The sequence below is a fragment of the Pseudomonas sp. BIGb0278 genome (assembly GCF_024809895.1).
Lineage (GTDB): Bacteria > Pseudomonadota > Gammaproteobacteria > Pseudomonadales > Pseudomonadaceae > Aquipseudomonas > Aquipseudomonas shirazensis.
Map to the genome: position 1 here is coordinate 329,577 of NZ_JANUEL010000003.1, position 22,202 is coordinate 351,778.

23 protein-coding genes are annotated in these 22,202 nt (G+C 63.9%); 7 read left to right on the top strand and 16 right to left on the bottom strand.

What is annotated here, in order from left to right:
* The 3 genes from rimM to ffh form a co-directional block, all read right to left on the bottom strand.
* Entirely contained in the window at positions 1–537 is a 537-nt protein-coding gene (rimM, locus tag M2396_RS14280; protein ID WP_101317099.1) for a ribosome maturation factor RimM, read from the bottom strand.
* Positions 538–542: 5 nt separating this feature from the next.
* Entirely contained in the window at positions 543–794 is a 252-nt protein-coding gene (rpsP, locus tag M2396_RS14285; RefSeq protein ID WP_101317097.1) for a 30S ribosomal protein S16, read from the bottom strand.
* 245 nt (positions 795–1,039) lie between these two features.
* Entirely contained in the window at positions 1,040–2,416 is a 1,377-nt protein-coding gene (ffh, locus tag M2396_RS14290; RefSeq protein WP_101317095.1) for a signal recognition particle protein, read from the bottom strand.
* Positions 2,417–2,668: 252 nt separating this feature from the next.
* On the opposite strand from ffh, the gene M2396_RS14295 reads away from it, so the two are divergent.
* From M2396_RS14295 to M2396_RS14305, 3 genes are all read left to right on the top strand, one after another.
* The gene (locus tag M2396_RS14295; RefSeq protein ID WP_101317093.1) at positions 2,669–3,478 is read left to right on the top strand and encodes an inner membrane protein YpjD; all 810 of its coding nucleotides are present in this window, start codon (positions 2,669–2,671) and stop codon (positions 3,476–3,478) included.
* A 9-nt stretch (positions 3,479–3,487) separates the two neighbouring features.
* A complete protein-coding gene (locus M2396_RS14300) occupies positions 3,488–4,705 on the top strand; it encodes a transporter associated domain-containing protein (RefSeq protein ID WP_150573305.1) in 1,218 nt (405 codons plus the stop codon).
* A 256-nt stretch (positions 4,706–4,961) separates the two neighbouring features.
* Complete coding sequence (locus tag M2396_RS14305; RefSeq protein WP_101317089.1) at positions 4,962–6,266, top strand: MFS transporter; 1,305 nt, start codon at positions 4,962–4,964, stop codon at positions 6,264–6,266.
* 36 nt (positions 6,267–6,302) lie between these two features.
* Here the strand turns inward: M2396_RS14305 and purT are convergent, their stop codons facing one another.
* From purT to M2396_RS14330, 5 genes are all read right to left on the bottom strand, one after another.
* Positions 6,303–7,484 (bottom strand): formate-dependent phosphoribosylglycinamide formyltransferase, encoded by a 1,182-nt coding sequence (gene purT / locus M2396_RS14310; RefSeq protein WP_101317087.1) that lies wholly within the window; start codon positions 7,482–7,484, stop codon positions 6,303–6,305.
* A gap of 86 nt (positions 7,485–7,570) precedes the next feature.
* Positions 7,571–8,038, bottom strand: a complete 468-nt coding sequence (locus M2396_RS14315; RefSeq protein WP_101317085.1) for a VUT family protein — start codon at positions 8,036–8,038, stop codon at positions 7,571–7,573.
* Between the two features lie 58 nt (positions 8,039–8,096).
* Positions 8,097–8,294, bottom strand: a complete 198-nt coding sequence (locus M2396_RS14320; protein WP_101317083.1) for a DUF1289 domain-containing protein — start codon at positions 8,292–8,294, stop codon at positions 8,097–8,099.
* A 1-nt stretch (position 8,295) separates the two neighbouring features.
* Positions 8,296–8,820 carry a gamma carbonic anhydrase family protein gene (locus M2396_RS14325; protein ID WP_188035501.1) on the bottom strand — a complete coding sequence of 175 codons (525 nt, stop codon included), beginning with the start codon at positions 8,818–8,820 and terminating at the stop codon, positions 8,296–8,298.
* A gap of 43 nt (positions 8,821–8,863) precedes the next feature.
* On the bottom strand, positions 8,864–9,463 hold the full coding sequence (locus M2396_RS14330; protein WP_101317079.1) for a CoA pyrophosphatase: 600 nt from the start codon (positions 9,461–9,463) through the stop codon (positions 8,864–8,866).
* Positions 9,464–9,595: 132 nt separating this feature from the next.
* Here M2396_RS14330 and M2396_RS14335 point away from each other — a divergent pair, with 132 nt between their 5' ends.
* The 4 genes from M2396_RS14335 to M2396_RS14350 all read left to right on the top strand — a co-directional run bounded on the left by M2396_RS14335 (position 9,596) and on the right by M2396_RS14350 (position 16,909).
* Entirely contained in the window at positions 9,596–10,150 is a 555-nt protein-coding gene (locus tag M2396_RS14335; protein ID WP_101317077.1) for an NUDIX hydrolase, read from the top strand.
* Positions 10,151–10,169: 19 nt separating this feature from the next.
* Positions 10,170–10,745, top strand: coding sequence for a murein L,D-transpeptidase family protein (locus M2396_RS14340; RefSeq protein ID WP_181088594.1), 576 nt, complete (start codon positions 10,170–10,172; stop codon positions 10,743–10,745).
* 151 nt (positions 10,746–10,896) lie between these two features.
* A complete protein-coding gene (locus tag M2396_RS14345; protein ID WP_188035499.1) occupies positions 10,897–12,579 on the top strand; it encodes a ShlB/FhaC/HecB family hemolysin secretion/activation protein in 1,683 nt (560 codons plus the stop codon).
* A 28-nt stretch (positions 12,580–12,607) separates the two neighbouring features.
* Positions 12,608–16,909 carry a hemagglutinin repeat-containing protein gene (locus M2396_RS14350; protein ID WP_259075632.1) on the top strand — a complete coding sequence of 1,434 codons (4,302 nt, stop codon included), beginning with the start codon at positions 12,608–12,610 and terminating at the stop codon, positions 16,907–16,909.
* A 152-nt stretch (positions 16,910–17,061) separates the two neighbouring features.
* Here M2396_RS14350 and M2396_RS14355 read toward each other — a convergent pair whose 3' ends face one another.
* The 8 genes from M2396_RS14355 to gspF are packed head-to-tail and all read right to left on the bottom strand — an operon-like array spanning position 17,062 to position 22,201.
* The gene (locus tag M2396_RS14355) at positions 17,062–17,694 is read right to left on the bottom strand and encodes a type II secretion system protein N (protein WP_224785578.1); all 633 of its coding nucleotides are present in this window, start codon (positions 17,692–17,694) and stop codon (positions 17,062–17,064) included.
* 8 nt (positions 17,695–17,702) lie between these two features.
* Positions 17,703–18,089 (bottom strand): type II secretion system protein GspM, encoded by a 387-nt coding sequence (gspM, locus tag M2396_RS14360; protein WP_259075635.1) that lies wholly within the window; start codon positions 18,087–18,089, stop codon positions 17,703–17,705.
* Positions 18,086–19,159: a GspL/Epsl periplasmic domain-containing protein gene (locus tag M2396_RS14365; RefSeq protein ID WP_259075637.1), complete on the bottom strand. Its 1,074-nt coding sequence runs from the start codon at positions 19,157–19,159 to the stop codon at positions 18,086–18,088. The genes gspM and M2396_RS14365 overlap by 4 nt, the downstream gene beginning before the upstream one ends.
* The gene (locus tag M2396_RS14370; protein WP_150573298.1) at positions 19,156–19,746 is read right to left on the bottom strand and encodes a type II secretion system protein; all 591 of its coding nucleotides are present in this window, start codon (positions 19,744–19,746) and stop codon (positions 19,156–19,158) included. The genes M2396_RS14365 and M2396_RS14370 overlap by 4 nt, the downstream gene beginning before the upstream one ends.
* A complete protein-coding gene (locus tag M2396_RS14375; RefSeq protein ID WP_101317060.1) occupies positions 19,743–20,111 on the bottom strand; it encodes a type II secretion system protein in 369 nt (122 codons plus the stop codon). The genes M2396_RS14370 and M2396_RS14375 overlap by 4 nt, the downstream gene beginning before the upstream one ends.
* Positions 20,108–20,545: a type II secretion system minor pseudopilin GspH gene (gene gspH, locus M2396_RS14380; protein ID WP_259075639.1), complete on the bottom strand. Its 438-nt coding sequence runs from the start codon at positions 20,543–20,545 to the stop codon at positions 20,108–20,110. The genes M2396_RS14375 and gspH overlap by 4 nt, the downstream gene beginning before the upstream one ends.
* A 3-nt stretch (positions 20,546–20,548) precedes the next feature.
* Positions 20,549–20,983, bottom strand: coding sequence for a type II secretion system major pseudopilin GspG (gene gspG, locus M2396_RS14385; protein ID WP_259075641.1), 435 nt, complete (start codon positions 20,981–20,983; stop codon positions 20,549–20,551).
* A gap of 15 nt (positions 20,984–20,998) precedes the next feature.
* Entirely contained in the window at positions 20,999–22,201 is a 1,203-nt protein-coding gene (gene gspF / locus M2396_RS14390; RefSeq protein WP_259075643.1) for a type II secretion system inner membrane protein GspF, read from the bottom strand.
* Position 22,202: the final 1 nt, after the last annotated feature.

Consider the following 22,202-nt stretch of genomic DNA (forward strand, 5'->3'; position numbering starts at 1 on the left):
TTAGAAATCCGCGTCCCATTCGACCCGCATCACGCCGGCTTCAAGGTCGACTGCAAGCACGCATTGCGCCGTATAGGGCAACAGACGCTCACGGTCATCCAGGCTGCCTGCACAAGGCTTGACCACCATTACATCGTTCGCGCCGGTCTCCAACAGGTGATCAACCGTGCCGAACAGATGCTCGTCCTGGTTGATGACTTTCAGACCTTGCAACTGGTACCAGTAGTACTCGTCGTCAGTCAGGTTGGGCAAAAGGCTTCGCGAGATGCAAATCTCGTAACCGCTCAGAAGACGTGCTTCGTCACGATCGTCGAGGCCCTTGAGCTTGGCGACCAGCTCCTTTTTATTGGAACGGCCACTGACCAGCTCGACCTGCTTGACCGTCCCTTCGCGCCGAAGCGTCCAGTTCTGGTAATCCAACAGGTTTTCAATCGGATCGGTAAAGGAATAAACCTTCACCTCGCCGCGAACGCCGTGTACCGAAAAAATCTTGCCAACGACGATGAGGTCGTCAGCCTTTTCTGGCGTCGCGTTCATACTGTTCAGGCAGCAGCCTTGGCAGCTTCCTTCAGCAGCTGAGCAACACGCTCAGACGGCTGTGCGCCAACGCTCAACCAGTGAGCAACGCGGTCTTGTTTAACGGACAGACGAACTTCCTGACCACGAGCGACTGGGTTGAAGAAGCCAACCTGTTCGATGTGGGAGCCGTCACGCGGGTTACGCGAGTCGGTTACGGTCAGTTGGTAGAACGGGCGCTTTTTGGAGCCGCCACGGGCAAGACGAATGGTAAGCATTGAACATCGTTCCTGTAGTCGGTGCTGCAAATCATGATGCACAGCGGGCACACGGGTGCCCGAAAGGCCGCATATTCTCAAGGAATATCCGGACATTTGCAAATGCCTTTTTTCACCGGGTTGTTCACCCTGAAAAAAGACCCGCCTGCCGATCTGCGATAAAGCTGCCTCTCGCAAGGCAGCGGTGTCCCCGCCGAAGCGGGATCCCGGCCAGCCGCGCCTTCGCGCCACTGGCCTGAGTAGGGTTACATCTTGGGCATGCCGCCACCTGGCATCATGCCGCCAAGGCCGCGCATCATCTTCGACATGCCGCCCTTGGTGGAAAATTTCTTCATCATCTTCTGCATTTGCTTGTGCTGCTTGATCAACCGGCCGACGTCCTGCACCTGAGTGCCGGAGCCGAGGGCGATGCGGCGCTTGCGCGAACCGCTGATCAAATCGGGATCGCGGCGCTCGGCCGGGGTCATCGAGTTGATCATCGCTTCCATCTGCTTGAACTGCTTCTCGGCCGCGCCCTGGGCATTGCCCATCTGCGACAGGTTGACCCCGCCGATGCTCGGCAGCTTGTCCATCAAGCCGCCGAGGCCGCCCATGTTCTTCATCTGTTGCAGCTGGTCGCGGAAGTCTTCGAGGTCGAAGCCCTTGCCCTTCTTCAGCTTCTTGGCCAGCTTGTCGGCCTTGGCCTTGTCGATGGTCTGCTCGGCCTGCTCGATCAGGCTGAGCACGTCGCCCATGCCGAGGATGCGCGAGGCGATACGGTCAGGGTGGAACGGCTCGAGCGCGTCGCTCTTCTCGCCCATACCGATGAACTTGATCGGCTTGCCGGTGATCGAGCGTACCGACAGCGCGGCACCGCCACGGGCGTCACCGTCGACTTTGGTCAGCACTACGCCGGTCAGCGGCAGCGCATCACCAAACGCCTTGGCGGTATTGGCGGCATCCTGACCGGTCATGGCGTCGACCACGAACAGGGTCTCGACCGGCTTGACCGCAGCGTGCAGCGCCTTGATCTCGTCCATCATGTCGCTGTCGATGTGCAGACGACCGGCGGTGTCGAGGATGACCACGTCGATGAACTTGAGCTTGGCCTCGCGGATCGCCGCTTCAGCGATTGCCACAGGCTTCTGGCTGATGTCGGACGGGAAGAAGGTCACGCCGACTTCGCCTGCCAGGGTCTCCAGCTGTTTGATCGCCGCCGGACGATAGACGTCGGCAGACACCACCATTACCGACTTCTTCTTGCGCTCTTTAAGGAAGCGCGCCAGCTTGCCGGCGGTGGTGGTCTTGCCCGCACCCTGCAGGCCGGCCATCAGCACCACGGCGGGCGGGGCGGCGTTCAGGGCAAGGTCTTCGTTGGCTGCGCCCATCAGGCTTTCGAGTTCGGCCTGGACGATCTTCACGAACGCCTGGCCCGGGCTCAGGCTGCGCGACACCTCGGTGCCGATTGCGCGTTCCTTGATGCTGTTGACGAAATCCTTGACCACCGGCAGCGCAACGTCGGCTTCGAGCAACGCCATGCGCACTTCGCGCAGCGTGTCCTTGATGTTGTCTTCGGTCAGCTTGGCCTTGCCGGTGACATGGCGCAGCGTCTGTGACAGGCGGTCGGTCAGGTTTTCGAACATGGTGATCCTTTCAGGCTTGGCAAAGCCGCGATTTGTCAGGCGCCCCGGCGGTAATCGACACGCACGGGGAACAGCAAGCCGGCGATTATAGCGGAGACTTGACGCCGCGCACACCATGTACAGGACCATCGGCCCAATCATCCGCAGCGCGAGGCCTGCGCTGGATCAACGGCAGAGCCGTGCTTCGGCCTTCCTTGGCACCCGCGTTCTATGCCAAACTCGCGATCTTCCCGGGCTTGCCTATCAGGACTTATGCTCTCTTCACCCAGCCTCATCCCCAATCTGCTCGCCGCCGGCCTTTATATTGCCGCTGCGATCTACCACAGCATGCGCCTGGCCCAGGGCACGCGTGCCGACAAGCGCCTGCTCGGTCTGCTCGGCACGATCGCGGTCATCGCCCAGGCCGGCGCGCTGTTCTTCCAGTTGATCACCCCGTTGGGGCTGAGCCTGGACTTCTTCAGTGCCTCGAGCCTGATCGCCGTCGCAGTGATCGCCCTGACCCTGCTGGCGTGCCTGCGCATTCCGGTGGAGAACCTGCTGGTCCTGCTGTTCCCGCTCGGCGCGATCACCGCCTTGCTGGCGCAGTTCGCCCCCGCAGGTACAGTGCCGCTGATCAACGAAGAACCGGGCATCCTTGCCCATATCCTGCTGTCGATCCTGGCATACGGGCTGTTCACCATCGCCGTGTTCCAGGCGCTGCTGCTGTTGCTGCAGGACTACCAGCTCAAGCACAAGCACCCGTCCGGGCTGATCCGCAACTTCCCGCCGCTGCAAACCATGGAAAGCCTGCTGTTCGGCTTCCTCTGGGCCGGCTGGGCACTGCTGTCGCTGTCACTGATCTCGGGCTGGCTGTTCCTCGACAACCTGTTTGCCCAGCACCTGGTGCACAAGACCTTGCTCGCCTGCGTGGCGTGGGTGGTGTTCAGCGTGCTGCTGTGGGGCCGCACCCGCCTGGGCTGGCGCGGGCACAAGGCGATCCGCTGGACCCTGGCCGGTTTCTGCCTGCTGATGCTGGCCTATTTCGGCAGCAAGCTGGTACGCGAATTCATCCTGCATATCTGACGGTGGTCCATGGATAGTCTGCCGCTGTTCGTCCAGTTGCATGCGCCACTGCTGGGTTGCCTGGCCCTGGCGCTGCTGTGGGCGGCATTGTTCACTGCGGTCGATAGCGCCCGCCAACAACTCAACGCGCAACCACGTGGCACAGAGCCTGCCGCACCTGCCTTGCCGGCTCAGGCGTTGGTGTTCGGCGCCAGCCTGGGCAAGCTACTGGTGTTTGGCCTGGGCTGCCTGTTGGGTCAGCGCTACAGCGGCGAGCACGGCTTCTGGCTGGGCGGTCTGATGGCTGCGGTCTTGGTGCTGGTACTGGCCGAATACCTGCCGCGGCGAATGGTACGGCGTAATCCGGAAGCGTTCGTCAGCCTTGGCGCCAACCTGCTGAAGTTGCCGCTGACTCTGCTGCAACCGCTGGCGTGCCTGCTCGACGGCATCGCCAAGCTCATCCTGCGCCCGTTCCGCCCGGCGCCGACTGCGGTTGCGCTGCACCCACAGAATAACGACGATGACGATCAGGACGAGTTCGAAGCCCAGCGCCACGGCCTGCTCGATGGTTTGCGTTCACTTGACGAGATCACCGTCAACGACATTCTGGTGCCACGCAACGAAGTCGATGGGATCAATCTCGACGACCCTATCGAACGCATCATCGAACAACTGATCGTCAGCCGGCATACCCGCCTGCCGGTGTTTCACAACGACATCAACCAGGTCGAGGCAATCCTCAACACCAAGCTGATCAGCCATCTGCTGCCACACGCCGAGCTGACCCTGGAGGCGATTGCCGCCGCCTGCTATGAGCCCTACTTCGTACCCGAAAGCACGCCACTGCAGATGCAGCTGCTGAACTTTCACAAGCAGCAACGGCGCCTTGGCGTGGTGGTCGATGAATACGGCGAAGTGCTGGGCATCGTCACTCTGGAAGACATCCTCGAAGAAATCGTCGGCGAGTTCGAGGACGAGCAAAGCCCGCAGAACCCGCACATTCATCCGCAGGCCGACGGCCGCTTCGTCATCGAAGGCGCCGCCTCGCTGCGCGAGGTCAACCGCAGCCTGGGCTGGCATTTGCCCTGTGACGGCGGGCCGAAGACCCTCAACGGGTTGGTCACCGAGGCACTGGAAAGCATCCCGGCCAGTGCCGTGTGCCTGAAGATTGGCCGCTACCGGCTGGAAATCCTTGAAACCGAAGACAATTGTGCGAGCAAGGTACTGGTCTGGACCGTGACCCGCTAGCTATACTCGGGTCACGCTTACCCAGCCCTGCCGTCGCGCCCGCTATCCGCATTTGGCGCCACACGGCCAGTCCGCTCCACTGATGTACCCCGCGCGCCTGCCTCACCATCCTGAACAGGGCCCGCTCCCCTCGCCTACCCCCAGGGCTTTGATCAGTCGAGCGACCCACAACCATTCGCTCCAGCGCCTGTGCGCGCGCAGCTGCCTGTCTGACCTGCGCCGGCCATGGAGCTTCGACTGTCAGGGATCTACACAGATGACCACCAGCAGCACCTATTCCGATTCGACCCCGGCAGCACCGGTCAACTCGCCAGCGAGGGTGGCTACCGCCAGCTTTATCGGCACCGCGATCGAGTTCTACGACTTCTATGTCTACGCCACCGCCGCCGCGCTGGTGATCGGCCCGGTGTTCTTCCCGTCCGGCTCGGGCACCGCGCAGATGCTCGCGGCGTTTCTGACTTTCGGCATCGCCTTCATGGCGCGGCCGCTGGGTTCCGCCCTGTTCGGCCATTTTGGCGACCGCATCGGCCGTAAATCGACTCTGGTTGCCTCGCTGCTGCTGATGGGCGTGTCGACCACGCTGATCGGTGTGCTGCCGGGCTACGACAGCATTGGCGTGTGGGCACCGATCATCCTGTGCATCCTGCGCTTTGGCCAAGGCCTGGGCCTGGGTGGCGAATGGGGCGGCGCAGCACTGCTGGCCACAGAGAACGCCCCGCCAGGCAAGCGCGCCTGGTTCGGCATGTTCCCGCAACTTGGCCCGTCGATTGGTTTTCTGGCGGCCAACGGGCTGTTCCTCGGCCTCGCTCTGGGCCTGAGTGACGAGCAGTTCCGCGCGTGGGGCTGGCGCATCCCATTCCTGCTCAGCGCCGCACTGGTGCTGGTTGGTCTGTATGTGCGCCTCAAGCTTGAAGAGAGCCCGGTGTTCGCCAAGGCCATTGCCGACAATCAGCGGGTGAAGATGCCGGTGGTGGATGTCTTTGCCAAACACTGGCGGCCAACCCTGCTCGGCGCCGCGGCCATGGTCGTGTGCTATGCGCTGTTCTACATTTCGACGGTATTCTCGCTCAGCTATGGCGTGAGCACCCTTGGCTACAGCCGCGAGACCTTCCTTGGCCTGCTGTGCTTTGCAGTGGTGTTCATGGCCTTGGCCACGCCGCTGTCGGCCTGGCTCAGCGACCGCTACGGGCGCAAACCGGTGCTGATCGTCGGCGCACTGCTGGCAATTGCATCGGGCTTTACCATGGAGCCACTGCTGACCTCAGGCTCGACCGCGGGCGTGGCGCTGTTTCTGGCGATCGAACTGTTCTTGATGGGCGTGACCTTCGCGCCGATGGGCGCGTTGCTGCCCGAGCTGTTCCCGACTCAGGTGCGTTATACCGGCGCGTCGGCGGCGTATAACCTGGGCGGTATTGTCGGCGCCTCGGCGGCACCGTTCTTTGCCCAGAAGCTGGTGAGCATGGGCGGTTTGAGCTGGGTTGGCGGGTATGTGTCGGCGGCAGCGCTGATCAGCCTGCTGGCTGTGCTGTGCCTGAAGGAGACGCGCAACGCGCACCTCTGATGGAAGTTGGGGCTGCAAGGCAGCCCCATTGCTGAATCAGAACTCGACCTTGACCGCCTGCGCTGAACGGGTCGCCTTGGCCCGTGCGGCCTCGATCGACTCGTCACGCGCCAGGCACACGCCCATGCGGCGCTGGCCGTCGATTTCGGGCTTGCCGAACAGGCGGATCGCCGTGTCAGGCTCGCTCAGGGCAGCGCCAAGGTTGGCGAAGCTGGTCTGCTGCGACTTGCCTTGCGGCAGGATCACCGCCGACGCCGACGGACCAAACTGACGCACCAGTGGAATTGGCAGACCGAGAATCGCCCGTGCGTGCAGGGCAAACTGCGACAGGTCCTGGGAAATCAAGGTGACCAGGCCGGTATCGTGCGGGCGCGGCGAGACTTCGCTGAACCACACCTGATCGCCTTTGACGAACAGCTCGACGCCAAACAGGCCACGCCCGCCGAGGGCATCGGTGACTGCCTGGGCGACGCGCTGCGACTCGGCCAAAGCCTTGGCGCTCATCGCCTGTGGCTGCCAAGACTCTTGATAGTCACCCTTCTCCTGACGATGGCCGACCGGTGCAAGGAAGGTGGTGCCACCGACGTGGCGCACGGTCAGCAGGGTGATCTCGTATTCAAAGTCGATAAAGCCTTCGACGATTACCCGACCTTTGCCGGCGCGGCCGCCTTCCTGGGCGTAGTCCCAGGCCTGTTGCAGGTCATCGGCGCTGCGCAGCAGGCTCTGGCCCTTGCCCGACGAACTCATCACCGGCTTGACCACGCACGGGTAGCCGAGGTCATTGACGGCGCTGGCGTAGTCTTCAAAGGTGTCGGCGAAGTGGTACGGCGAGGTCGGCAGGTCCAGCTCTTCGGCGGCCAGGCGACGAATGCCTTCGCGGTTCATGGTCAGCTGAGTCGCGCGTGCGGTTGGCACCACGTTGAAGCCTTCGTTTTCCAGCTCGACCAGAGTCGCGGTGGCGATGGCTTCGATTTCAGGGACGATGTAATGCGGTTTTTCTGCCTCGATCACTGCCCGCAGCGCAACCCCATCAAGCATGTTGATGACGTGGCTACGGTGCGCGACCTGCATGGCCGGCGCGTTGGCGTAGCGGTCGACGGCGATCACTTCGACGCCCAGGCGCTGCAGCTCGATCACCACTTCTTTGCCCAGCTCGCCGCAGCCGCACAGCAGTACACGGGTCGCGGTCGGCGACAGTGGAGTTCCGATACGGGTCATTTCAGGTCCTCGTGGGCGTGCGGGGCGGCGTCAGGCTGAGCGCTACCCGCTGAAAAAGGACCGGTATTCTACAACAGGCGCGGCGCTCAGCGCAGCAGCGCTGCCTTGCGTGCGCGCCAGGTCATCGCCAACCACACGGCGCTGACACCGGCAAACTTGGAGGCCATGGCGGTGCCGACCACAAGCGGCGTCAACGCGCCGATCATGCCGAAGAAGATAAAGGTGTCCACCGGAATGCTCAGCGCCGAACTCAGCCACAGGCGATCGCGCAGCGGCCGCTTGGTGATGCTGAACACCAGCCAGTCGATCAGTTCGGAGACAAAGAACGCGGTGGCGCTGGCCAGGGCGATGGCCGGTTCCGAGGTGATGTATGACAGCACCAGCGCGGCCAGCATCGCCACCAGCGCGCCGTGGCCAAAGCGGGTTTGCACCATGTCACGCAGAATGAACACCAGCCCGCCCCAGGCGGACCAGATCACGTCCAGATGCGGAGCGCTGGAAAACGCGTAGTTGATCAGCACTACGCTGCTGATATAGGCGAGCAGATAGAACATGGTGAGCGACCTTCGGGCAAGCCGCACAGATTACTTGATTTTCAAGTCAACGCCAGCCTCACAGGCCAACAATCATCCCGGACGCCAGCGCCCGCTCATGGCACAGCCTGAGTACCTGCCGACGTTCGTCGTTATCCATCCGCCCCCAGCGGCTGATCTCGGCCACGCTGCGCTGGCAACCGGTGCAGATATCCTGCTCATCCAGCGCGCAGATGTTCACGCAGGGCGAGCTGACCGGACGTTCGACTTCGCTCATGTCAGTCTTCCTGCACGGCCAGGTCGCGGGCATAGCGCTCGGCGTTGTGCACGTAGTGAGCGGCGCTGGCTTCGAGCATGGTTTTCTGCGCATCGGTAAGCTCGCGCACGACCTTGCCCGGCGAGCCCATCACCAACGAGCCGTCAGGGATTTCCTTGCCTTCGGCAATCAGCGCATTGGCGCCGATGATGCAGTGTTTGCCGATACGCGCGCCGTTGAGCACCACCGCGTTGATGCCGATCAGGCTGTGGTCGCCAACCGTGCAGCCATGCAGCATGGCGTTGTGGCCAATGGTCACGCCCTTGCCGATGGTCAGCGGCGAGCCCATGTCGGTGTGCATTACGGTGCCGTCCTGGACATTACTGCCCTCGCCGATGTCGATCAGCTCGTTGTCGCCGCGCAGCACCGCGCCAAACCAGACGCTGGCCCCGGCCTGCAGGCGGACCTTGCCGATCAGCGTGGCAGTCGGTGCCGTCCAGCTGGTGGGATGGGTCTCTACGTGCATGTTACCCAGGCGGTACTTCATGGTTGGCTCCTCACGGTCGGCGGCTTGGTGGGGTCGACCCCACTCAGATATTGATGAAACGCTCAGGCGGCTGATGCAGGCTGATACCTGCGTCATACAACAGGTTGACCAGTTCGACGATCATGATCGCCGACAAACCCCAGATCTTGTAGCCCTCATAGCGATAGCTGGGCACATACCAACTGCGGCCTTGATAATCGATGCGGTGGGTGTGGTCGCGCGGGTCCTGACGGAAGAACTCCAGCGGCACGCTGAACACCGCGGCAATCTCGGCGTCGTTGGGCCGATATTCGACGTAGTCAGGGATCAAACCGACGAACGGCGTCACCTTCAGGCCATGCAGCGAAATCAGCGGGCTGAGCGGCCCGATCACTTCCACCAGGCCCGGCGGCAGGCCGATCTCTTCATGGGCTTCGCGCAGCGCGGTGAACACCAGATCCGGATCTTCCGGGTCACGCCGTCCACCGGGAAACGCCACTTCGCCGCCATGGGTCGACAGGCCCTTGGCCCGCAGGGTCAAGACCAGCTCGGGCTCATCGCTGCGGGTGATGGGCAGCAGCACCGCCGCTTCCGGAAAACGACGGTCACCCGCCATGGCCGCGGGGGTATGGTTGCTCATTCGGCGCAACAGCTCGTCCAGCATACGCACTCTCGATTGCAAGGCCTGCCGTGCATGATGCACCAAAAGCTGCGGGCCACCCAAGCCCTGGCCGACGGGCACTTGCTGGCGGGCGGCAAGGCGCGCCAAGATAGGCGCATATAAAGGGAGCAAAGCATGAATTTCTGCAGCGCGTGCGGCAAGCCGGTCATCCAGCGCATCCCCGACGGCGACAGCCGCCTGCGCTACGTCTGCGATCATTGCCAGACTATCCATTACCAAAACCCCAACATCGTCGCCGGGGTGCTACCGACCCATGGCAGCCAGGTGCTGCTGTGCCGCCGCGCTATCGAGCCACGCCGCGGCTTCTGGACTCTGCCCGCAGGCTTCATGGAGAACGGCGAGACCATCGATCAGGCCGCTCGTCGCGAAACCGTCGAAGAAGCCTGCGCCAGGGTCGGCGAAATGAGGCTGTATCAGCTGTTCGACCTGCCGCATATCAATCAGGTACACCTGTTCTTCCGCGCCGAACTGGCCGATCTGGACTATGCCGTCGGCGTCGAAAGCCTGGAGGTGCGTTTGTTCGAGGAGCATGAGATCCCGTGGGACCATCTGGCTTTTCGCACAGTCGCACGCACACTAGAATGCTATTATCGCGACCGCATCGAGCAGCACTTCCCCATAGGCCATGAATACGTGGCGCCGATGACCGTTGCGCCGCCCATTACCTAGTCTGCAGGGATACCGTTTCATGCGTTGGTTGCTAGCCCTTATCTGCTGTGGTGTCGCTTCGGTGTCGCAAGCGGCGTTTACCGAAGTCATCATTCGCAAGCCCCAGGGCCAGGTGCAAACCCAGGCGCCCGCGCAGCAGCAGCAGCAGCAACAGCAGCAGACCCAGCAACCGCTGATCGACAAGGTGTTGGTGCTCAAGTCCGAACGCCGCCTGCAACTGATCAGCCGCGGCGAGCCGCTCAAGACCTACCGCATCTCGCTGGGCAAGCAGCCCAAGGGCGCCAAGGAGCGCGAAGGCGACAAACGCACCCCGGAAGGTTTCTACTGGCTCGATTGGCGCAAGGCCAGCGACCGCTACAACCTGGCCATGCATATCTCCTACCCAAACATCACCGACGCCGCCAAAGCCCGCCGCGCAGGCGTATCCGCCGGCAGCATGATCATGATCCACGGTACGCCGCTGGATGAGGAATACCCGGAGTGGTATTTCCATACCCTGGACTGGACCGAGGGCTGTATCGCCATGCGCAATGCCGATATGCGCGAGGTATGGAGCATGGTCAAGGATGGCACCATGATCGAGATCCGGCCCTGAAGCGGCCGGCTCCTGACAAGAAATTTCCTACGCACTTCGCGCACTTGTCTGACGCTCCGGTCAGCAAGGTACGGCATATTTTCCAATAGCCAACTTCTTAGAATTTCCGCAAAGAAGCACGCAAACCGTGCCCTAGTTGCGGAAGTTCACCATGCCTACTTGCCTGCCCCGTGTAGGTCGACTAATCCTTTGCGCCCTTTTGCTGGGCCTGTTTGGCACAGTAGAGGCGCTCGCCAGCGACCCCGCCAGCCAGCAGATACGTGATCAACAACGCGCGCTGCAGCAAATCGAGCAGCACCAGCGTTTGCAGCAGTGGCAGCGCCGGGGGCGGGTCGACAGCACTGTCGAGTCGACCACGTCAGCCCCGCCTGATCAACAGTGCTGGGCGATCTCCGGTGTGCGCATCACCGGCAACAAACAGATCTCCAGCGCCGACCTTGAACAACACCTGCGGCCGCTGCTGCCATCCTGCACGGGCGTGGCCGATCTCAATCGCCTACTCAAGGCCATCACCGAACTCTATGTACGCGCCGGTTATCCGGCCAGTCGACCGTACCTGGCCCGGCAACCGGCGACTGGCAAGCCACTCGAGGTGGTCATCATCGAAGGCTTTGTCGAGTCGATCAGGCTTGCCGATCCCGACCTGCCATTGTCGTTACGCGGCGCCTTTCCCAATCTGCTGGGCCGGCCGTTGTACTTGCCTGATCTGGAGCAAGGCCTCGACCAACTCAATCGGCTGCGCGCCTACGACCTGACTGCCGCGCTGCTGCCGGGCACCCTGCAGGGCGGCACCCAGATACTCATCGAGCCGCGCGCAGTGGGTTCGCGCTGGCACCTGGACAGCCGCCTGGACAACCGCGGCAGCCCCCTTACCGGTCGCCACAGGTTGAGCCTCGGCCTCGGCGTCGACAGCCCGCTGCAGGTCAACGACGACCTGCGCCTGACCCTCAACGCCGCCGTATTCGACGCACCGGGGCAGAGCCAGGGCGCCAGCCTGTATTACAGCGTGCCCTACGGCCCGTGGACGTTCGCCGTCAACGCCAGCCAGCTGAGCTACCGAGCGCCGATCCCGGATACCCGTTACACCAGTAACGGCACTAGCCGCTTCCAAGGCGTGAGCGCCGAGCGCGTGCTCTGGCGCGGTCAGCACGGCATGCTCAGCGCCAGCGCGCGGCTTGACCACAAGCAACTGCAGAACCGCCTCGACGACAGCCTGCTGCAACTACAGAGCCCGACCCTGACCACGCTGGACGCCGGGGTCAATCTGCTGTGGCTGGAGGCAGGCCTGTGGCACGGCTACCTCGGCATTGCCCGCGGCTTGGCCTGGTTTGGCGCAGACCCACCGGCTAGCGCAGCCGCGCATCCACAAGCGCAGTTTCTCAAGTACCGGGCAAATCTGCTGCATGTGCGTCAGGGGCCAGCGCAAAGCCCCTGGCGCTGGCAGAGCGAACTCAATCTGCAGTACAGCCGCGATGTGCTGCCGGCCATCGAACAGTTGCTGCTCAGCGACGACTCGGCGGTACGCGGTTTTCGCGCCTACAGCGTCGCCGGCGCCAGCGGCGCGGTCTGGCGCAACAGCGTTAGCCAACCCTTGGCCATACCCCTGCCCTTCAACTTGCAGCTACGCCCACAACTCAGCCTAGACCTGGGTTGGGCCCGCCTCACCAGCGACAGCCCCTGGCAACGACTGGCCGGCGCCGCCGCTGGCGTCGAGGTCAGCCTGCCGGGCAGCCGTTTGCGCCTCGACTATCAATTTCCGCTGTACGCCAGTGACCGTTCTCGACAGGCCCTCGAGCCGGGATTCTGGGTGCTGGATTGGAGCCTGTCCCTGTGATTCACCCACCACCACGAGAAAAACAATAATGAAAAACCTTGCGCAACTCCCCCTGATCCAACCAGACACACTGCGCTGGGCGGTGTTTGTCGGCCTGTTCTGCACGGGCGCAGCCCTTGCCCAACCCGCATTGCAGCCCAGCAGCGGCCCCGGTGGAACGCCCGTAATCAACCCGGCCCATGGCGTGCCGGTGATCGAAATCGTCCCGCCAAATGCCAGTGGCCTGTCGCACAACCAGTTCATCGACTATAACGTCGGCAAGCCCGGGCTGGTGCTCAACAACTCGCTGCAGTCGGGCCAGTCGCAACTGGCCGGCGCCCTGGCGGCCAACCCGCAGTTTCACGGTCAGGCCGCTTCGACCATCCTCAATGAGGTGGTCAGCCGCAACGCCTCGCTGATCGAAGGCCCGCAGGAAATCTTCGGTCGCGCGGCCAACTACATCCTCGCCAACCCCAACGGCATCACCCTCAACGGCGGCAGCTTCATCAACACCACCCGGGCCGGCTTCGCGGTCGGCACTGCAGAGGTCCAGGACCAGCAGTTGAAGCTGCTCGATACCTTGCAGGCGAGCGGCTCGCTGCAGGTGCTGAGCGGCGGCCACCGCAACGACGGCGGTGCGCTGGACCTGATCGCACCGCAGATTCACAGCACGGGCGAGCTCGGCGCCAAGGACGACCTCAACATCACCGTTGGCCGCAATCGAATCGATGCGGTGACCGGTAACGTCGTCGAACACCTGGCTGCGACGCCTTCGAGCATCGACGCCCAGCTGTTCGGTGCGATGCACGCAGGGCGTATTCGGGTAGTCAGTACTGGCGAAGGTGCCGGCGTGCGCGTTGGCGCGGTGCAGGTCAACGGCCGCGACGGCGTCAGCATCGGTTCGGCAGGCGATCTGTTCATCAGCGGTGAACCCGGCCAGGCCGCCATGTTACGCAGCGAGCAGGGCCTGTTGGCGCTGCAGGCCAGGGACAACTTGACCCTGCGCGCTGTTGATGGCCAGGTCAAGCGTATCGAAGCCAAGGCCGGGCAACAGCTGACCCTGGATACCACTACCCGAGAAACCATCGCCCGCGAGCAGGAGAACTGGGATAAAGGCTGGTGGTTCGTGACCACCGAAACTTACAACCGCGACCGCACCAGCACTGAGCGCACTTTGCAAGGCACCACCTTGCAGGCTGACGAAGCGGTCCAGTTGCAGTCGGGCGGCGACCTGCGCATGGTCGCCGCAACGCTCACCAGCGCGGGCCAGATCAACCTCGTCAGCGGCGGCAAACTGGACATCGATGCCGGTGTCGACAGCAAGCGGGTCGAACAGAGCATCCGCCATCGCAAGCACCTGTGGAATGGCGACAGTGACCGCGACGACTACCAGGAAACCGCCCGCGGCAGCCGCCTTCAGGCTGGCCAGGTCAGCGCCAGTGCCACCGGCGCGATCAGGGTCCGCGGCAGTGAAGTGCATAGCCAGAGCGAGGCAGTCCTGCACAGTGACCTGGGAAGCCTTGAGGTCACCAGCGGGCAGGCGCAGTCAAGCTCCAACTCGCACAGCCGTGACAGCAAGTTGTTCGGCCTCATAAGCAAGAGCAAGGACGACGCCGAGCAACATGAACAAGCCCAGGCCAGCGAAGTGCAGGCCCAGAGCAACCTGCACCTGGCCAGCGCCGAGCAGATGCGCATTCACGGCTCCAGGCTCAAGGCTGGCCAGCAGCTGAAGGTCGAGGCCAAGGGCGATCTGCTGATCGACAGTGCCCAGTCTCGATCCCGACAGCAGGCTTCAACTCATCAACGCGGCCTCACCGCATCTGCCAAGCAGACCCAGGAGGCTGAGGACGGCAAGCCTGCTTCGCACCAGTACCAGGCGGGCCTGGGCTATCAGGTAGTCAACAGCCAGCATGAGCAGCAAGACACCACCCAGCTGGGCAGTGAGCTGCAAGCCGGCAACGTCGACCTGCGCAGCGATGCCCACCTGCAAGTCAACGGCTCACAGGTCAAGGCCACCCACGGCGACCTGAACATCAACGCAGAGCAAACCACCCTGAGCGCCACCCACAATCAGTACGAGTCGCTCGACAGCTCCAGCCAGAGCGGCGGCGGTCTGCTGTTGAGCGGCGGCATCGACAAGCTCGGTGCGGCCTTCGAAGGCCACCACAACCGCGATACGCAACAGCAAAAGGACAGCAAGGTGCAGCGCAGCGAACTCTCGGCCACAGGCAACCTTCATATCAACAGCAAGCAACTGGTCACCGAAGCCGCACGGGTGACTGCCGGCGATACTCTGCAAATCGATGCCGAGCACATCGACAATCGGGCGGTGCATGACACTGAAGTGCGCGAGCACAACCGTAACGACTGGAGCGCCAGCCTGGGTGGCAGCCTGGAATACCGCGGGCTCACCCGGCCGATCGAGCAACTGATCGCAGGCGGTGAGGGTCAGCGCTTCCAGCAGGCCTCTGTGGAGGATGCGCTGGTCGCCCCGAGCGCCGGCGCCGACATGACTGTGGAGCACCTCAAACGCTTGGAAAACCAGCGCCGCGGCTATGCGCAGGTCAGCGAGCTGAGTGGTGGCTCGGTGGTGGTCAAGGCAGATCGCATCGATGATCAAGGTACGGCATGGCGAGCCAATACCGGCACCCTGCAGATCGATGCCGACCATCATCACATGGCGGCGGCGGTTGATCAGCAGCAGAGCAAGGTCGACCGCCTGGCCTATGGCGGCGACCTGCGAGTCGACACCAGCACTGGCGAAGACATCAATGTGCGCGCCTCGGCCAAGGGTGACTCACTGGCAAGTCTTGTCAGCAAGGACACGGCCCGCCCAGGCAGCCTCTACGGCAAGCAAGGCATTCAGGTTCAGTTGGGCAGCGAAGGTCGCTATGAGGGCAGCCGCTTCGACGGTGGCGATGCGGGGGTAAGCCTGCACAGCGGCGGGCAACTGAGCCTGGTGCAGGCCACTGATCGGCACAGCGAGCAGATCAATGCCATCGAGGGCAACGCCTGGGCCAAAGGCGGCAACCGCCCCGGCAGCACGGGGGGTGAAGTGCGCGGCTATCTCAAGAGCGAGCAACGCTCGCTCGACGATACGACTGCGCAGGTGGCCCAGATCGACGCCAAGGGCGATGTCAGCCTGAGCAGTGCTGGCGACCTGTTGCTGGAAGGCACACGTATCGGCAGCCGTGCGGCCAAGGTCGCCAACGTCGATATGAACAGCGCCGGGCTGTTACAGGTCAAGGCCGCTACCTCAAATCACGAGGGCCACGGCAACGCCCTCGGCGGCGGCCTGGAATTGGCCCTCAAGCAAGGCGATAGCCGCGGTGGCGCAGTCGGCGGCCACTTCAACAGTGGTCGTGTGGATGAGTCCTCGCGCCAGGCAGTGGATGCGCAGATCGACGCCACCGGCAAGCTGGCCCTGGCCAGCAGCGCACGCGAAGAAACTGCCATGCACCTGCAAGGGCTGCAGGCGACGGCGGGGCAGATCGCGATTACCGCAGACAACGGCGGCCTGCTGCTGGAAGGCTCATCGAACAGCGAGCGGCGCGACAACCTCGCCGTCACTGCCGGCGCCGGCTTTGCCCAATCCAGCGGCAGCCTCGACAGCCAAGGCCTGCACGGCCGGGTCAAGGTCAACCTCGACCGACGCGACAACCAGACCTGGAACACCAGCAACCTGCGCGCCGACCACATCGTCCTGACCAGCAGCGGCGACAGTCGCTTGCTGAGCGCGCGCCTGGATGCAGAACGCATCGACGCCGACATCGGTGGCGACCTACTGGTCGCCAGCCGCAAGGACCAAGTCAACAACCTCAGCGTCGATGTTGATGCGCGCTTGAGCCGCGAGCGCAATCCGCAGGGCTTCAACAATGCCCTGGCTGCGTTGGCAGGTCCCGCGGGCGACAAGCTCACCGGCAAGTTCGGCAAGCAGGTCAGCAAGGTCGACCCAAGCCTGTCGCCTACGCTGAAACTGGACGTGTCGCAGGTTCAGCGCGACACCGTCAGCGAGCAAGCGAGTTTGAGTGGACGCGATGGAGTCCAGCTCAAGGTCGGCGGCAATCTGAAACTGGAAGGTGCCAAGCTGCAGTCAGGCAAAGGCCAGGTGGAGGTGCAGGCTGCATCCGTCACCGAGCAGACCCTATATGGCCGAGACTACCGCCGCGATTTCGCAGTGGATGCGTCAAATTCGCCGGTCGACCTGGGCACGGCTTTGCTTGACGTGATCAAGAACAGCGTCCGCGCCGATGGCGAGAATGGCTTGGACCTGGGCCTGCTGCGTACCAGTGGGCATAGCCGCAGTGAAGAGTGGGTATCGAGTGTCGGGGGCAAGGGCGGGCGCCGATAGATGAATCAGGCGCGGGCCTGTCCCGCGCCAACCGCCAATAACGAAGCCAGTCAGGGCCTTAACCCTGAGGTCCCCACTAAAATCGCCAACAAATGAAACTGTAAGAGCCTGTTAACTTGGTGTTAACAGGCTTACGCGAGTGTGCGCTGCAACTACCACCTTACCTGCCGCTCGCCCTTGCCAGCCTGCGGCCCCAGCCATTGGGCGCCACGTAACAATGGCGTCAGCGCGGCTTCTGGCTGAACCTCAAAAGCGACCCGCGCGCGGCGGGCGAGCAGGTCCGCATCGAGATCAATCTGGTGTTGATTCTGCTGGGCCAGCGCACCCTGCAAGCGCCAGTCACCCGCACAGTGCATTGCAAGCCAGCCCTGCCCTAACTGCAGCGACCACGGCGATACCAGCGCCAGGTCGGTCACCTGTAAACGCCCCTCGGTACCGGCGCACTGTCGCCATGAACCCGTCACACTGACACGCCCCTGCCATTGCCCCGCCAGGCGATAAGCCACCGGCACACTCGGCGCCGCTTCGAGCGCCTCGACCTCCACCCGCCAGCGCCAGGGCCAACCGCTCAACCGCGCCAGCCAAGCCTGCCCCTGATAAGCCAAACGGACCTCAGCCTGCATTCGCCACGGTCGCCACTGCCAACGCAGCGGCCCGACATCGCCCACCTGCTCGGCCTGTCCCTGCCAGAGGCTGCCGCTGACGACCCTGCCTGGCAGCAACCAGCTCGCGGGCAACTCCACAAGCAGGGTTACAGCACACACCAGCGCCGGCCACAACAGCACGCGCACCCTCATGGCCGAAACTGCAAGTCGAAGCGCAACTGCTTGCCAGCCTGCTCCATGCCCCATTGCAGCGGCTGCACGCCCTCGGCCTGCAACGCTTGCAACCACGCCAGCAGCGCCTGCTCGTCGGCGACCGCTCCGCGCACGTGCCAATCATCGTCCTGCAACTCGACCTCGGTCAGCTCGATATGCCGGGCCTGGGCGGATTGGCGCAAACGCTCCAGGCTCAATCCAGGGCCGCGCTCAAGGCTGGCCGCCGCCTCGGCAAGCCCCCGCCACTGGCTCATCTGGGCCCAGCGTGCGTTCACCTCCCGTACCAGAATGACGACCAGCAACAACGCGATCAGCCCCAAGGCCAGGCGCATACGCAGGCGGGGCGAAAGTACGCGGATCATGAACTGCTCCCCAGATCGAACACCACGCCCGCTGCCTGCACCTGTACCGTCGCGCCGACCGCAGCGGCCAGTTCCTCCCACGGCGGCAGCGCGCCCTCGCCATCCAGGAGCAGATGCCAGCGCTGCCCATCGAAGCGCACCGCGCGCAGACGCCACTGCGGATGCGCGTGCAACCAGTCCTGCAACTGCTCCTGCAAGCCATCGAGCCGGCGCAGGCGCAAGGCTCGCTCGCCGTCGGCAGCACGCAGCTGCTTGAGCTCCTGCGCCGCTTCACGCGGTGAGGCCTGTGGGCCAGTGACCGTCAGTACCTGCTCACGATAGAGCTGGGCCTGACGCCATTGCTGGCTTAACCACAGGGCGCCCCAGACAGCGGCGAGCACCAGGCAGGCAGCGATCAAGCCTTTGTGCTGAGCCGTGACATTCAACGATTTGCGCGGGCGGCGCATTTCCCGCAGCCCCGGTGCTGCATCGAGATCCGCAACCCGCTTCGGCCAGGGTCCATCGACCTGCGCAAATAGCTGTGTACCCCATGGCGCAGGCGCACCACCCATCCCCTGTGGCCAGGCCAGCCAGTGTTCGCAGCCCTCCTCATCGACCCGCGCATACAAGGTCGCTTGCTCCTGTCGCCATTGCCATCCACAGCCCCGCTCGAGCGCCGGCAAGAGCTGAAACTGCGACCAGCAACGTTCCACCTCCAGGCCCCACTCCACGCACTGAGCCAACCAGTCATCGAGCCGATCACGTGCCACCACCACCAGCCGTAATTGCCCTGTCGCGCGACCGATGCAAGCACAGTCAACCTCATCGCTTCCTTGCAGCAGGCGATCCTCCAACAGCAGCGGCCATTCCTCACGCTTGAGCCCGGGCGGCGCCGGCACCTGAAAATGGCTGCATGCGTCCCCCGGTATCACCACGCCAACCCGAGCGTTGAGGCCCTGCGGCGGGGGCCCCTGCCCTTCGTCACGGAGCACGCCGTTGTCCAGCAGGCACCAGTGCCAATGCCCATCAGCCACAGGCCGCACCAACAACCAAGGCCGCGCTGGCGAGCGCCACCGCCATTCACGCTTCATGAAAGCCCCCAGGGCAGGACGAACGTGCAGACATAAGGTGCTCCATCACGCTGCAGTTGCAGCCGTACACCGGCGCCGGGGTGTGCCGGTTGATCGGAAGGCCAGGCCAGCCAGCGGCCGCCCTGGTAATAGACAACGCTCCAACTGCTGACCCGCTGCAACCGCTCGCGCACGACCCAATGCGGCATGCCGACGGCATACAGGTCTGCCGAGCTTTCCAACAGCAACTGCTGCTCGCGCGGATCGAAGCGCAGGCGCTGACGTTGCAGCCGCGAGCCGCCCTCGGCCTGTGGCCAGGCGGCGGCAGCCACCCAGAGCAACTGCTGCGCCTGCGGTTGCCAATCGAGCCAGCGCACGGCCAAGGGCAAGCGCTGCTCATAGAGCCGGCGCAGCACCGGGCTGTCGAAACGCCGCTCCAGGGCCAGGCAAAACTCCAGCACACCGCGTTCGTTGCTAGTGCTGTCGAGACGTTCGCGAACTTTGAGCCAGCCGTTGACCAGCGCGGCGAGCATGATCCCGAGCACGGCGGTCAGGGCCAGTGCGACCATCAGCTCGATCAGGGTCAAGCCTGCCTGGCGACGCTTCATGGCCGCTCCAGAAACACGCTGTACAAACCCAGCGGCAGGCGCTGCTCGCGGTCTGCGAACAACTGCAGCTCGCCACGGCGCAGGTCACGCACACCGGTGCTGCGCAATTGCAGTTGCCAATGGCAAGTCTGCCCGCCCTGCTGCAATTCTCCGCTGCCCTGATTGGCCGCAGGCCAGTACTGCTCGACGACAAAGCGCGCCTGCAGTTCACGCGCGCAGAGCAGCCCGAGGCGATGCTGCTGGACGGTCTCCTGCACCGCCAGGCGCTGGCGCAGGACCTGACTGGCGATCACCGCCAGCACCGAGGCGATGGCCAGCGCCACCACGACCTCAAGCAAGGTGAAGCCCACCTGGCGCGACTTCATGGCGCGGCCTGGGTCAGCAAGCGACCGTCGCGCCCCCACTGCCAGCGCTGGCTGCCTTGCGGCCAGCGCCACAGCAGCGTGCCGGGCTGTGCCCAGCCCTCGGGAGTGAACAGCAATTGCGGCGTAGCACTGGCGGACCAGTCCGGGCGCAGCATCTTTGGCCACTGGCCGAGGCGCACCGGTTCGACCACCCAGGCGTCGCCCTCGCGGCGGACAAACTCCGGCTGCCGGCCGTTCCAACGCAGCCCGCGCAATTGCCCGGCATGGCGCGCCAGCGCAGCTTGCTCGCGGGTCTGTGCAGCCAGCCGCTCGAGCGTCTGGCTGACGTTGCTGTTGCCACTGTCGAGCCAGGCCACACTGAGGCCGCTCATCAAGCCGGCAATCGCCAGCACCACGAGCAGTTCGATCAGGCTGAAGCCACGCTGAGCGAGCATCGGTCACAGCGCCCAGTTGCCCAGGTCGGCATCCAGGTCTTCGCCGCCCGCTACGCCATCGGCACCCAGCGAATACACGTCGACCCGACCATGCTCGCCGGGCATGCGGTACTGGTACGGAGTGCCCCAAGGGTCTTCTGGCAAGCGGCGGATATAACCGTCGCTGCGCCAGGCCCGCGGGACAGGTTCGGCGACCGGTTTTGTAACCAGCGCCGCCAAGCCCTGCTCGTTGCTGGGAAAGCGCAGGTTGTCGAGCCGATACATGTCCAGCGCCTGCTCGAGCGTTGCCAGGTCGGCCATGACCTTCTGGCGCATGGCCTTGTCCTGATTGCCCAGCACGCTCGGTGCGACCACGGCAATGAGCAGGCCGATGATGAAAATCACCACCATGATTTCCATCAGGGTGAAGCCTTGTTGGCGCTTACGTCGATGCTGCATTGCCGGTTCTCCTTGTCACAGTTGCAGGCCCTGGTTGAGTTGCATGATCGGCAGCAAGACCGCCAGTACGATGAACAGCACCACGCCGCCCATCACCAGAATCATCAAAGGTTCAAACAGCGCCATCGCGGTATCGACCTGACGGGCAAAGCCACGCTCCTGGTCGTCGGCCACGCGCTCGAGCATGTCGGCCAGGGTGCCGCTGGCCTCACCGCTGCCGACCATGTTCACCAGCAGTGGCGGAAACTGTTGGCTGGCGTCCAGTGCCCGGTGCAGGCTGGTGCCGCCCTCGACCTGCTGGCGGACCTGTTCCATGGCTTGGCGAATGCGCCGGTTGCCAACCGTTTCGGTGGCCACCTGCAGCGCTTCGAGCAGGGCCACGCCACTGCTGCTGAGAATCGCCAGGCTGCGCGCCAGGCGCGCGCTTTCCAGCACTTGCAGCAGGCCGCCGACACGCGGCAGGCGCAGCAGCCATTGATCCCGGCGCAGGCACCAGTGCGCTTTGCGCAGCAGCCAGCGGCTGATCACGCTGAATAGCAGGACCGCCGCCAACAGCCAGGGCCCGGCGCTGACCAGGCCTTGGCTGAGGCCGATGAGGATCGAGGTCACCAGCGGCAGGCTCTGTCCGGAATGGGCAAATTGTTCGGTGAGTTTGGGCACCACGAAGGTCATCAGGCCGACCACTACGGCCAGCGATACACCCATCAGCACCGCCGGATAGATCAACGCCGTACGCGCCTTGTGTTGCTGGCGCTGGACCTGTTCGAGGTGATCTGCCAGCCGCGTCAGCACCTGCGCCAGCCGCCCGGAACGCTCACCGGCTTCGACCAGCGCGCAGTAGAGACCAGTGAACGGCGCGCCCTGCCTTGCCAAACTCCGGGCCAGCCCAAGGCCCTCGGCCAACGCCCCGCGCACACCGACCAATACCGCTTGCAGCGCCGGCTGGCGCAACTGCCGCTCCAGTGTGGCGAGGGCATCGACCAGAGGGATACCGGCGCCAGTCAGGGTTGCCAGTTGGCGGGTCAGCTCGCACAGCTGCACCCGGCTGAGGCGCTGGTGACGGGAGCGACCGGTCGCGTTGTCGTGGCGTTTGAGGTCTTTGGCGAACAACCCCTGCTCGCGCAACAACTGCCGTGCATGGCGCTCGCTGTCGGCCTGCAAAGTGGCGGCGTGGCGTTTGCCGGCAAGGTCGACGGCCTGGTAGCGATAGGTCGGCATA